Origin of the sequence: Streptosporangium sp. NBC_01755 (assembly GCF_035917995.1) — a bacterium.
Classification (GTDB): Bacteria; Actinomycetota; Actinomycetes; order Streptosporangiales; family Streptosporangiaceae; genus Streptosporangium.
Genome location: NZ_CP109131.1, coordinates 7818630 through 7830825, shown reverse-complemented (window position 1 = coordinate 7830825; position 12196 = coordinate 7818630). Strand labels below are relative to the sequence as shown.

General features: G+C 70.2%; 11 protein-coding genes. 5 read left to right on the top strand and 6 right to left on the bottom strand.

Annotated elements, in window-relative coordinates; all coding sequences use genetic code 11:
- Positions 1-9: 9 nt before the first annotated feature.
- The 6 genes from OG884_RS35995 to OG884_RS35970 are packed head-to-tail and all read right to left on the bottom strand — an operon-like array spanning position 10 to position 5088.
- A complete protein-coding gene (locus OG884_RS35995; protein ID WP_326640360.1) occupies positions 10-753 on the bottom strand; it encodes an amidohydrolase family protein in 744 nt (247 codons plus the stop codon).
- Positions 743-1630 (bottom strand): amidohydrolase family protein, encoded by an 888-nt coding sequence (locus tag OG884_RS35990; RefSeq protein ID WP_326640357.1) that lies wholly within the window; start codon positions 1628-1630, stop codon positions 743-745. Before OG884_RS35990 ends, OG884_RS35995 begins: the two co-directional genes overlap by 11 nt.
- The gene (locus OG884_RS35985; protein WP_326640355.1) at positions 1627-2733 is read right to left on the bottom strand and encodes a mandelate racemase/muconate lactonizing enzyme family protein; all 1107 of its coding nucleotides are present in this window, start codon (positions 2731-2733) and stop codon (positions 1627-1629) included. The genes OG884_RS35990 and OG884_RS35985 overlap by 4 nt, the downstream gene beginning before the upstream one ends.
- Positions 2730-3488, bottom strand: a complete 759-nt coding sequence (locus OG884_RS35980; protein WP_326640353.1) for an amidohydrolase family protein — start codon at positions 3486-3488, stop codon at positions 2730-2732. Before OG884_RS35980 ends, OG884_RS35985 begins: the two co-directional genes overlap by 4 nt.
- Entirely contained in the window at positions 3485-4219 is a 735-nt protein-coding gene (locus tag OG884_RS35975; protein WP_326640351.1) for a creatininase family protein, read from the bottom strand. The genes OG884_RS35980 and OG884_RS35975 overlap by 4 nt, the downstream gene beginning before the upstream one ends.
- A 47-nt stretch (positions 4220-4266) precedes the next feature.
- A complete protein-coding gene (locus tag OG884_RS35970; protein WP_326640349.1) occupies positions 4267-5088 on the bottom strand; it encodes an IclR family transcriptional regulator in 822 nt (273 codons plus the stop codon).
- Positions 5089-5218: 130 nt separating this feature from the next.
- Here OG884_RS35970 and OG884_RS35965 point away from each other — a divergent pair, with 130 nt between their 5' ends.
- The 5 genes from OG884_RS35965 to OG884_RS35945 all read left to right on the top strand — a co-directional run bounded on the left by OG884_RS35965 (position 5219) and on the right by OG884_RS35945 (position 12149).
- Positions 5219-5872: a bifunctional 4-hydroxy-2-oxoglutarate aldolase/2-dehydro-3-deoxy-phosphogluconate aldolase gene (locus tag OG884_RS35965; RefSeq protein ID WP_326640347.1), complete on the top strand. Its 654-nt coding sequence runs from the start codon at positions 5219-5221 to the stop codon at positions 5870-5872.
- The gene (locus OG884_RS35960) at positions 5865-6812 is read left to right on the top strand and encodes a sugar kinase (protein ID WP_326640345.1); all 948 of its coding nucleotides are present in this window, start codon (positions 5865-5867) and stop codon (positions 6810-6812) included. Before OG884_RS35965 ends, OG884_RS35960 begins: the two co-directional genes overlap by 8 nt.
- A gap of 417 nt (positions 6813-7229) precedes the next feature.
- Entirely contained in the window at positions 7230-9740 is a 2511-nt protein-coding gene (locus OG884_RS35955; RefSeq protein WP_326640343.1) for a hypothetical protein, read from the top strand.
- A complete protein-coding gene (locus OG884_RS35950) occupies positions 9740-11632 on the top strand; it encodes an FG-GAP repeat domain-containing protein (protein ID WP_326640341.1) in 1893 nt (630 codons plus the stop codon). Before OG884_RS35955 ends, OG884_RS35950 begins: the two co-directional genes overlap by 1 nt.
- 112 nt (positions 11633-11744) lie before the next feature.
- Positions 11745-12149, top strand: coding sequence for a RidA family protein (locus OG884_RS35945; protein ID WP_326640339.1), 405 nt, complete (start codon positions 11745-11747; stop codon positions 12147-12149).
- Positions 12150-12196: the final 47 nt, after the last annotated feature.

Here is a 12196-nt window from a genome sequence, read left to right as displayed (position 1 = left end):
AAACGACTGTCAGCCGAGAGAAGGTGGCAAAAGACGCATGACGGTGCCGCCGAGCACCTCGCGCCGCGCGTCGTCGTCGATCGGCCAGTCCAGCACCCGGCGCAGTTCGGAGCGCGGCACCGCGTAGGGGGCGTCGGTGGAGAAGACCAGCCGCGACGGGCCGATCTGCGGATCCCGGCCCAGCTCGACCAGGACGGTGTCCCACGGCGCGTAGCTGGTGTCGCCGTAGAGGTTCGGCGCGTAGCGCAACGCCGGCGCCGCGTCGATCCAGAAATCGGTGGCACCGCTGCGGCCCATCACGAACGGCGTCTCCGGCCGGCGCCGGGCCAGGCTGGCCAGGGGCAACGGCAGCGCACTCGGGGGAGTGCCGGTGCGGACGTAGACGGGCCAGCTCGCCTCGGCCGCGAAGTCCAGCAACGGGTCCAGGAGCCCGTCGAGAAGATCGAAGCCCTGAAGCACGCTGTCCACGTTGAGAGCGCGGGCACCGGCGTCCCTGGCACGTTCCAGCTCCTCCACGGCCGCTCGTCCACGCCATGGATTGGCGACCGCGTACGGGATCAGCCGTCCCTCCGACGCGGCCGCGGCCGCGGCCACCCGCTCGTTGCCGGCCCGGTTGTCGTAGGCGATACAACGTTCGTCCGGTGCCACCAGGGCCACGTCGATGCCCAGTGAGTCCATCGTCGCGATCAGCTGATCGGCCTCCAGACCGGCCTCACGTCCCTGCCCCAGCCGTACATGCGCGTCAACGATCAACGGGTTCTCCCACGGTCAGGCCGAGGGCGGAGAGCGCGTCGGCGTGGATGATCTGCTCGATGAGTTCGGCCGGCACGCGCGGCAGCGCGGTGCCCTCCAGGATCCTGTTGACGCCGCGCAGCCCCGCCATCGCCTCGCCGGTGTTGGCGATCGGGTAGTCCGAACCGAGCAGGAGCTTGTGCGTGCACCCCCATTCGACCGCGGCCAGCAGCGACTCGTAACAGACCCACGGCCGCAGATAGATCGAGGAGACGTCGGCGTAGACATGGGGGTGCTTGCGGATCGTCGCCACGGTCTCCTTACCCCAGGGATGGCCCATGTGGGCCATGACGATGCGCAGCTCGGGGAAGCGCAGCGCGACCTCGTCGGTCACCAGCGGGTAGGTGTAGCGCAGCGGCGCCGCGCGGATCGGCGACGCCCCCTGATGAAAGAGGATGGGCAGCGCGTTCTGCTCGCAGTAGGCGTAGAACGCCAGCGCGGGCTCCCCGAGCGGATCGAAGTTCTGGTAGTTCGGGCCGAGCTTGACGCCGACGAGTCCCATCTCACGACATCGCTCGGCCTCCTCCAGGCAGTCGGCGGACGTGGGGTCGACGGACATGAACCCGATGCGGCGGGCGGGATCGTTCGCCACGAACTCCGCGGTCGCGTCGTTGGTACGTTCCGGAGCGTGCGGTATGCCGGTCGCGGCGGCCGGGTCGGCCACCGCGATGTTGAACACGATCGCGACGTCCACCGCGGACATGGCGCTGTCGAAGTCGGCCCAGCTGTTCGTGGTGACGACGGGACGGTCGGTGCGCCAGGAGGTGAAGACGCACGCCTCCTCGGCCGGCACCGCGTCACGGTGGGTGGGAGTGTGGGCGTGCACATCGACGATCATTGGAATTTCCTCATCAGGTCCGCTCGTGGCCGGACTCCCAGTCCGGGTGAGTCGCCGAGCTTGACGCGGCGGCCGTCGCTGTCCAGTGGCTCGGCGAGGATGTCCTCGGTGTAGTAGTGCGCGCCGATGATGTCGGAGGGGAACTCCGGTGACAACGCCGGCAACGCGCAGGCGACGTGGAGCTGTGCGGCGGCGCCGATGCCCAGCTCGCCGTTGGAGCCCAGGAGCGTGTCGATTCCGAAGGACGAGGCGAGCCGCCCCATCTCCACGGCGCGCCCGGGCCCGCCGCTCTTGCCCACGTACAGGCTGACGCAGTCGGCGGCCTGTGCCCGTACGAGCGCGGCCAGGTCGGCCAGGCCGAAGACCGACTCGTCGGCGATCACCGGCAGGCCGAGGTCTCGCAGCTGCCGCATGCCGTCCAGATCGGCCGGTGCGACCGGTTGCTCGACGAACGAGACGCCCTGTTCGGCCAGTGCGGGGATCGCCCGGGCCGCCTGGCTGCGGGTCCACCCTCCGTTGGCGTCGGCTCCCAGGAAGGCCGCGGGACCGGCGAGCTCCCGGGCCCGGGACACCCGGGCGACGTCACCGGCGACGCCGAGCCCGACCTTGACCTTGAACGCCTGGAATCCGGCCGCGGTCGCCGCACGGAAGACCGAGTCCAGCGCCGTGGCGTCGCCGGACAGGGAGAGCTTGATCGGGACCTCGTCGCGGTACGGGCCGCCGAGCGCCACGGCGAGCGGGACGTCGAGGGTCCGGGCGAACGCGTCCCACAGCGCGATGGACACGCCCGCCTTGGTGAACGGGTTGCCCGCGAGCAGCCGGTCCATCAGGAGCTCCAGGCCGCCGACCGGCGCGAGCGGCCGGCCCACCAGGGCGGGGGCCAGGATCTCGCGGATGAAATGGGCGGCGCTGACGCCGTCCTCGCCGCTCCACAGCGGCGTCGCGCTGACCTCGCCGTACCCTTCGACGCCGGTGCTGGTCACCACGCGGACCAGCAGGAAGTCCGAACGGGCGTGGGTTCCCCTGGCGCCGGTGACGACCAGGTCCGGATGTACCTGGAGGCTGATCGCCGCGGTGTGGACCGCGGCGACGGTCGGTCTCACCGCCCCGCCAGCAGTGCGCGGGGGTTGTCGACCAGCATCGCCCGGCGCTGCTCGTCGGTGATCCCCCACCCGTCGATCTCGGCCACCCGGGCCACCGCGTAGTCCTGGCTCTTGCGGTCCGACAGCCCGGCGTCGGTGCCGAACAGGACCTTGTGGGAGGGCGCCCGGGAGAGGATCTCGCGCGCCGCGTAGGGCGGCGTGCCGCAGATGCAGATGTAGAGGTTGGGGGTCTCGATGGTGAGGGCGAGCGACTCCCGCCAGGTGTCGTGCAGCCCGGCGTGCCCCAGGACGACCGGCAGGGAGGGGTGCCGCCGGGCCAGAGCCGCGATCTGACCGCCGGTGGAGTAGGGCGGTGTCCCGTCATGGCTGAGCAGAATGCCGCCGCTCTGGGCGAGAACGTCACAGATCGGGTCGAGCGCCGACTCGTGCATGCTGAAGCCCTGCAGCCACGGATGCAGCTTGAGGCCGCGCAGCCCGAGCTCGTTGAGCATTCGGTCGACCTCTCCGGGGGCGTCCGCGCGACGCGGGTGCACGGTCCCGAAACCGGCGAGTCGCTGCGGGTACTCCCCGACGAACGCGGCGAGGTCGTCGTTGGCCTCGGGAGTGGCGTCGAAGAGGCCGTCGTGGCTGAGGACCACCGCCTGGTCGATGCCGGCCGAGTCCATGAAGGCGACGAACTCGTCCGCGCCGAACGTGACGCCGCCCAGCCAGCTGGTGGTGCGCCAGGTGGGGGTGTGGGTGTGGAAGTCGATCACAGGACGCCCGCCAGCTCGACCAGGCGGTCCGCCGCCCGGCCGACGAGGTCTTCCAGCCGCCGTTTGCCCTCGTCGGCCTGGGCCAGTTCGGGCCGGTCGGTGAAGCCGTCGATCCGGCGCCACACGGCACCGGAGTGCAGGTCCACTCCCTGGACGGTCACGACCTCGGGCGCCTGGGGCCGGGGGGCGCGCGGGCCGACCAGGCCGGGCCGGAGGGCCAGGACCATCGAGGTCTCGAACTCCCCGGCGTGTCCCGGCACCGGCGGCTCGCCCTCGGTGTCGGCGAGCCGCCAGTAGTCCAGGTGCGCGACGGACAGGTCGAACCGGGTCGAGCCCGCGGCGGCCGCGGCGTGGCAGACCCCGACGTTGCCGCCGTGCCCGTTGAGCAGGACCACCCGCCGCCCGCCCTGCGCCGCGATCGAACGGAACAGGTCGCAGATCACGGCCAGCAGCGTCTCCGGTGACAGGGAGAGCGTCCCGCCGTAGGGCAGGTGGTGATCCGAGGCACCCCAGTCGATCGCGGGGGCGACGATCAACGGCCTGTCGCTACGACCGGCCGCCGCCGTCGCCGCGCCGTCGGCGACCGCGGCGGCGATGAGGGTGTCCGTCGAGGTCGGCAGGTGCGGCCCGTGTTGCTCGGTCGCACCGACCGGGATGATGACGACGGCCTCGGGCAGGTGCCGCCTTAGCCGGTCACGATCCGTTTCGGACCATCGCAGAGCTATCGACACATCAAACATCCTTCGATATATCGTATTTATTTCCGATACATCGAATCTTAGGAGCCGACGAACTCGGATGGCAATGACCCGCTCCGACATCCGAGCCGCCGGGAGATCACGATGCCGAGATGGACGACGCCCGCCGCGGCGGCGTCGCGCCGGTCACCGATGAAGTCACGGGCGAAACCGGTCACCCCGACCGCCCCGGTGATCCGGCCCTCGGCGTCGAAGAACGGCGCGGCCAGGCAGGAGATCTCGGCCTGTTCCTCTTCCTCCTCGATGGCGTAGCCGTCGGCGCGCACCCTCTCCAGCAGTTCCATGAACGCCTTCGAGTCGGACTCCCGGGCCCGCGGTCCCTGCCCGGCCGCCAGTCGTGGCAGCAGGACGGCGAGTTCGTCGGCGGGCAGGTGGGCCGCGATGGCCCGGCCCAGCGCGGTCAGGTCGAAGGGTGCGACCTTGCCCGGATAGGTGTCGAACTGGATGAAACCCGGGGTCGCGGCCTTGGCCACGTAGACCACCGACGCGCCGTCCAGGACCCCGATGTGGACGGGCATCCCCAGCTCCTCGGCGAGCGCGCGCATCTCGGCGGTCGCGATCTGCGACAGGTCGACCTTGCGCACCAGCTGGCTGGCCAGACTGTAGAGCCGCAGCGTGGGACGCCAGAAGTGACTGCGCCCGACCACCCGGCGGGTGGCGTACCCGCGGTGCTCCAGGGTGTAGACGATGCTCGCGCAGGTCGCCAGCGGGATGCGGGTCACCTTGGCCAGTGCGGTCAGCGTGAGGTCCTCGTCGGCCGTCACCAGCTGCTCAAGAACGGTCAGCGTGCGGTCCACACCCGGAGACGCCGGACGCTCCGCCCCACTGCCACCATCAGACATCGATCGGTCCTACCTTTCGGCTCGTCGTTCCCGTGCCCCACGGCGCCGGCGTCGGTGGCTGCCTCTCGGAACGGGGTTCGATATTCTGGTATTCCGATAATAATTTCATCATATCGAAAGGATGGGATTCATGAGCGCCGAACACACGAACCCGGGGCCGGCCGTTTCCGGTGTCGTAGCCATCATCCGCCTGCGTGAGGGGGAACCCGACGACGCCATCGCGACCGCCCTGCTGGATGGCGGGGTGGAGGTCATGGAGGTGACCCTGCCCACCCCCGGGGCACTCGCCGCCATCCGCCGCTGGAACACGCACCCCGACGTTCTCGTCGGAGCCGGAACCGTGCGCACCGCCTGCGACGCCGGCGCCGCGATCGCCGCGGGCGCCCGCTTCCTGGTCACCCCCACCACCATGCCGGACGTCCTGGCCGTCGCTCACGCCGCCGGCATACCGGTGGTGTGCGGTGCGCTCACCCCGACCGAGATCGACCTGGCCTGGTGGCACGGCGCCGCCGCGGTCAAGGTCTTCCCCGTCTCCGCCCTCGGTGGCGTCGGCTACCTGCGGGCCGTGCGCGAACCGCTCGACGACGTTCCCCTGCTGCCGACCGGCGGGGTGAGGCTGGAAGACCTCGTCCCCTATGCCCGGATGGGGTGTGTCGGTGTCGGTGTCGGCGGCGCGCTCGTCTCGGCGGACCTCGTTGCGGACCGCCGTTGGGGGACGATGACCGAACGCGCAGCCGCCTTCGCCGCGGCGTGGCACGAAGGGCTGGTACGACGAGATGCCTGATGTCCTGACACTCGGTGAGGTCATGGCCTGCCTGCGGGCCGACGGCCAGGTCCGGCTCGGGGGAACCGCCCGCATCGGCGTCGCCGGCGCCGAGGCCAACGTCGCCATCGGCCTGACCCGGCTCGGGCACGACGTCGCGTTCGTCGGCGCCGTCGGACCCGACCAGCTCGGGGAGCTGGTACGGCGCACCCTGCGCGCCGAGGGGGTCGGCATCGCCGCGATCCGGACCGACCCGGCGCAGACCGGCATCGTGGTCTTCGAACAGCGCGTCGCCGGGCTGACGCGGGTGGACTATCACCGGCACGGCTCGGCCGGCGCGAGGCTCTCCGTCTCCGACGTGGAGGAGGCGTTCGCGGCGATCCCGGCCCCACCGCGAATCCTGCACATCACCGGGGTGACCCCGGCCCTCGGTGAGGGCCCGGAGCGGGCCGTGCGCGCCGCGGTGCGCCTGGCCAGGGCCGCCGGTGCGAGAGTCTGCCTGGACGTCAACCACCGCAACCGGCTCTGGTCCGAGACCACGGCCCGCCAGGTGCTGACCGAACTGGCCGCCGAGGCCGACATCGTCATCGCCTCCGACGACGAGCTCACGCTCGCCGCGGCCGGTGACGACGAGGCGAGCAGGGTACGGACGCTGCTCGCCGGGGGAGTGGCCGAGGTCGTCGTCAAGCGCGGGCCGGCCGGTGCCACGATGTTCACCGCCGACCAGACGCTCACCCTTCCGGCCAGGCCCGTCACCGCCGTCGATGTGATCGGCGCCGGTGACGCCTTCGTCGCCGGATACCTCTCCGGGCTGCTGGACGGCCTGCCGCCGGCCGGACGGCTGGGGCGGGCGATCACCACGGGAGCCTTCGCGGTCGCCGGCCACGGCGACTGGGAGGGAGCGCCGACTCGCGCGGAGCTGTCCATGCTCGACCTGCCGGACGGCACAGCGGTCCGGTGAGGGCAGGCCACCCGGGGTAAAGCACGGCCTTGGCATCCGGCGGTCGCGGACGGGCGCCCACGTTGCGGGCGAGCCCGGACTCCGGCGACATGGCGCGCCTCAAGCCCGCCAGGGGAGGGCCGCCGCGCGGCGCCGCCGATTCGCGATGCCGCCGATTCGCGATGCCGCCGGATCCGCCTGCTGTCACCGGATCCTGACACTGCCCAGTGCGAGTTTCATGCTATCCGTCTGACAAATCCCGTCGCGGGCGAATTGTCGCTTACTGTGACGCACCCCCTTGCCTTTCCCGGATACCGGTGCCACAGTTTCCAATTATCGATACTCCGAATATATTTTCGGAATGCCGAAAAAACCTTCCCCCCTGTCATCACGTCCGGCACCGACGCTGTGCGAGTGCCGTTCGAGGAGGCTGTCCAAGTGACTGAACCATCCAGGCGCCGAATGCTCCAGATGACCGGCGGAGCCGTCGTCGCCGGAGGCGCGTTGGCCGCCACGACCCCCCTGACCGGACTGTCGGCCGCACACGCCGACACGTTCGTGCCGACCCCCTTGGCCGCGACCGACCCTGAGCCGAACATCGAGCGCTCCAAGCACTGGTGGCCGGCGCAGCGCAACGTGTGGACGCCCATCGGCTGGAAGGGCCACCTCTTCCGGTTCAACGTCGTCTACAACGGCGCGCTCATCTGCGACCCCAGCTGGGTCATGGCGGCCAAGCCCAACACCCAGCCCTGGCACGGGAAGAACTTCCAGACGACCGTCGTCATGCCCATGCGCGGCGGCGGCTTCCGGCCCTTCCCGACCTTCCAGTACGAGGTCTGGGACGACGACCTCGGCCAGGGCAAGCAGGGCTGGGAGGAGGACAGCGACACCCCGGTCCTGTGGACCGAACACCGCCGCCAGGAGGGCCTGGTCATCAAGCAGTCGATCTTCGCGCACGTCCCGGGGGAACAGGCCGTCCAGACGGCGACCGAGCCGATGTACTCCTGGACCCGCTTCGAGGTCACCCACGTCGACCCGGTCAACGCGGTCAAGGACTTCGTGTTCCAGCTCTGGCTCAGCGGCTCGTACATGAAGCCCGCGGGGCCCTACCAGGACGAGGACGGCGTGCCGCTCACCGTCTTCCCCGAGACGGCGCCGATCCTCGCCGGCCTGACGATGGGCCGGGTGTGGAACCCGACCGGCAAGCCCATCACGGTGCCCATCACCGACAACGAGGGCAACGTCAAGGTCATGGTGACCACCGCCGACAAGGGCTCCATCGCCATGACCGAGAACAAGGTCAAGGGTGTGTACGACCTGCGGCTCGGCCTGCCCGCGACGGTCGGGGCCTACATCGACGTGCTGATTCCGATGATCCCCGCGCCGCTCGCCGACGCCAAGGCCGAGGCCGCGCTCGGCCGCGACGCGGCGCTCGCCAAGTGCCAGGCGTTCTGGAAGGAGAACGCGGCGTCCATCGCCGTGGTCGACACCCCGGAGAACTACATCAACCAGGTCATGCGCCGTGGTCCGCAGCTCGCTCAAGTGGTCGCGGAGAAGAGCCCCGACACCGGGTTGTTCACGTTTCTGTCCGGCTCGTACGCCTACGACGTGCTGTGGAGCACGCCGACCTCCATGGTCAGCCACATGTTCATGGACCGGCTCGGCTACCACGACGTCGTCGAGAACCACATCGAGATCTACGCGGCCACCCAGGGAACGCGGACGCCACCCGGCGCGGTCTTCGCCGGGGGAACCTACCCGGGATACCTGTCGACCCCGAAGACGCTGCAGGCCGTCGACTGGATCAGTGACCACGGCGCGATCCTGGAGATCCTGTCGGTTCACGCGCTGCTGACCAACCGGCCGGCGTTCATCGCCAAATGGACCGACGTCATCGTCAAGGCCTGCGACTACATCGTCCAGGCCTGCGGGCTCACCAACCACAGCGGCGTCCAGGGCCTGATGCCCCCCGGTCACTCCACCGACGAGGGCGTCGAGACCCAGGGCTTCATCAGCCAGTGCTTCACCTACAAGGGGCTCGCCTCCGCCGTCGAGTTCCTGCAGCGGATCAAGCACCCCCGGGCCGCCGAGTTCGCCACGTTCGCGAACACCTTCCGTACGACGTTCGTCCAGGCCGTTCGTGACCTCGCCGACCGGTCGGTGAAGTGGACCGACGCCAAGGGCAAGCAGTGGCCGGTCTTCCGGCCGCAGTTCGCGGGCGAGGGCGTCTGGGACGCCTTCACCATGCTCGACACCGGCGCCCTGATGTCGGTGTGGGCCGGACTGATGCCGGCCTCCGACCCGATGATGAAGTCGTTCGTCGAGTTCTTCCGGGTCGGCCCCAACACCCTGGTGTTCGACGCGGTGCACCACAACGCGCTGGACCGCGCCGTCCTCGACCACGAGCAGTCCTCGGCCGAGCCCTGCTACAGCTGGAACATGTTCCACACCTGGCAGCTGGGGGAACGGGCGCCCTTCATCGAGGGGTTGTACGGCCTGCTCACCGGCGGCCTCTCGCAGGACACCTACATCTCCAGCGAGCACCGCAACGCGATCTACGGCAACCTCTTCTCCCACCCCATCATCACCTGGTCGCTCCTGCACGCGGTCATCGACGACAGCCTTGTCCCGAACCAGCTGCAGCTGCTGCGGCTCTGCCCGCTGGAGTGGCTGTCGGGCAAGAAGCAGACCCGCTTCGAGAAGGTCCCGACCAAGTTCGGGCCGGTAACGTTGCGCTTCAAGCTGGAGGGCGGCCGCGGCCGCGATCGGGACGACGACCGCCACGTCGACGACGACCGCAGCGGTCACGACACGCTCAAGGTGGAGTTCAGCGGGGACTGGCACCACAAGCCGGGGCGCGTGATCGTCGAGACACCGCCGCTGCCGGGACTGAAGTGGATCGTCGTGAACGGAAACAGGTACCGCGCCGGACGAAGGATTGAACTCTGATGACGACGTCGATTCGCGCGACCGCGGTCGCCGCGGCCCTCGCCCTCGCGGTCCTCACCGTCGCCCCGGCCGCGCACGCGGCGCCCGGCGACGACCGCAAGCGGCCTGCCCCCGGCCCCACCGAGTCCTACCACTCCGGCAAATCCGGTAAGCCCGGCAAGCCTGGTAAGGCTGGCAAAACCAAGAAGTGGGACGTCAGCGGAATTCGTGCCAAGACTCTGGCCGTGGCCCCCGAGCCGGCCACCCGCTCGGGCTCGTCCCGCACCGCCGCGACCCCGTCGCCGGCCGCGAACGACGTCACCGGCGACGGCCGGGCCGACCTGGTCGCCCAGCTGTCCGGCACCGACGCCGGAGCGCTGCGCGTCTACACCGGCAACGGGGCCACCACCTCCAATCCGTGGGAGACGACCTACACCGCGACGCCGCCGCAGTGGGAGTTCGCCGACACCCTGATCGTCGCCGACGTCACCGGCGACAACCGCGCCGACGTCGTCGTGCGCGACCCTTCGGCGAACAACGGCACGCTGTACATCTACCCCAACGACGGCTCCGGCTCGGCGAACCCGTGGCCCGGTCGTTTCGCCGCCGGCACCGGATGGAACATCGTCGACCGGATCCTCGTCGGCGACGTCACCGGCGACGGCAAACCCGACCTGCTGGCGCGCAACCCCACCGAAGCCAGCGGAACCCTCTACGTTTACCCGAACAACGGCTCGGTCACCTCCAACCCGTGGACCCAGTCTCCGATCTGGTCGGGCAACGGGTGGAACCTCGCCCAGATGATGATGCTCGACGACGTCACCAATGACGGCAAACCCGAAATCGTCGCCCGCGACACCACCGGGGCCCTCCTGGTCTACCCGCACAACGGGTCGACCACGTCGAACTTCTGGACCTCGATCGTGTACGGGAGCACCGGCGGCTGGAGTGGCGCCGACCGGCTGTCCATGGACGACGTCACCGGCGACGGGCGTCCGGACGTGATCTCGCGGGACCCCTCCGGCGCCCTGTGGATTCACCCCTGGCAGAGCGCCACGGCGGGCTCGATGTGGTCGCCGACGACCCGCTTCGCCGCGGGCACCGGCTTCGAGTACGCGCTCGACGTCGTGACCGGCGACGTGACCGGCGACGGCAAGCTCGACCTGGTCGCCCATGTCGCCCGCAGTGGCGATCTGTGGCTCCTGCCGAACACCAAGGCGGCCACCGGCAATCCCTGGCCCGACAGGGTCAGTGCCGGAACCGACTGGGGCTTCGCCTCGCAGGTCCTCCTCGCCGACGTCAACGGCGACCGGCTTCAGGACGTGCTCGCGGTCGACAAACGCCTGTCCAACGGCACCCTGTGGATCTACCTCAACAACGGGTCCACGACCGGCCTGCGCTGGACCGGCCGCTACTTCGGCGGAACCGGCTGGAACATCTTCAACCACCTGATGGCCGGGGACGTCACCGGCGACGGCCGCGCCGACCTCGTCGGACGCGACAACGCCGGCGACATGTACGCCTACCCCGGCAACGGATCCAGCACCGCCTTCCCGTGGACGCCGCGCGCGTGGGTCGGCAGCAACTGGCAGACGGCCACCCGGCTCGCCCTGGGTGACGTGGACCGCGACGGCATCGCCGATCTCGTCGACCTGGAGAACGACGGATCCCTGTGGGTCTTCCCGACCGGCGCGTCAACCGATCCGATCGTGGTGCCGGGCAACTGGACCGGAACGCGGTCGCTCGGCCTCGGCTATGTGACCGGCGGCTCCGGGCCGGACCTGGTGGTCGGCGACGCCTCCGGCGGACTGTCGATCTACGCCAACAACGGCGCCACCTCGGGCAACCGCTGGTCCAGCACCCCCAGATCGGGCGGCACCGGCTTCCAGAGCGCGCTCTCCCTGGTGCTTTAGTGCCCGTGACACCACCCTTGCCGGGAAAACCGGTCCTGGTAGGAGCCGGTCACCCGGCGGCGACACCCGGTCGACCTTCGGAGCCGGCACCGGCCATCGAGAGGAATCAGGCATGACAGATCATATGAAGGTGGGTATCCACACCGACCAGGCTCCGCCTCCGCGAGGCGCCTACTCCCAGGCGGTCGTCGTCGGAGATCTCGTCCACACCGCGGGCTTCGGGCCGGTCGACCCGGTGACCCGGACGATCGTCGGCGACGACGTCGCCGAGCAGACCCGCCAGACGCTGCGCAACGTCGCGGCCGCACTGGAGGCGGCGGGCGCGGACCTGCAGGACGTCGTCAAGGTGACCGCGCACCTGGCCGACATCGACAACGACTGGGACGGTTTCGACACGGCCTACCGCGAGTTCTTCGACGAGCCGCGCCCGGCCCGCACGACCGCTGGATCCAGCCTCGGCGGAATCCTCGTGGAGATCGACGTCGTCGCGGTCAAGGGCAGCCGCCGACGGTCCTGATCCTCACCGCGCGCGCCGAGCCGGCCTTCGGGGCCGTCGGCGCGCGC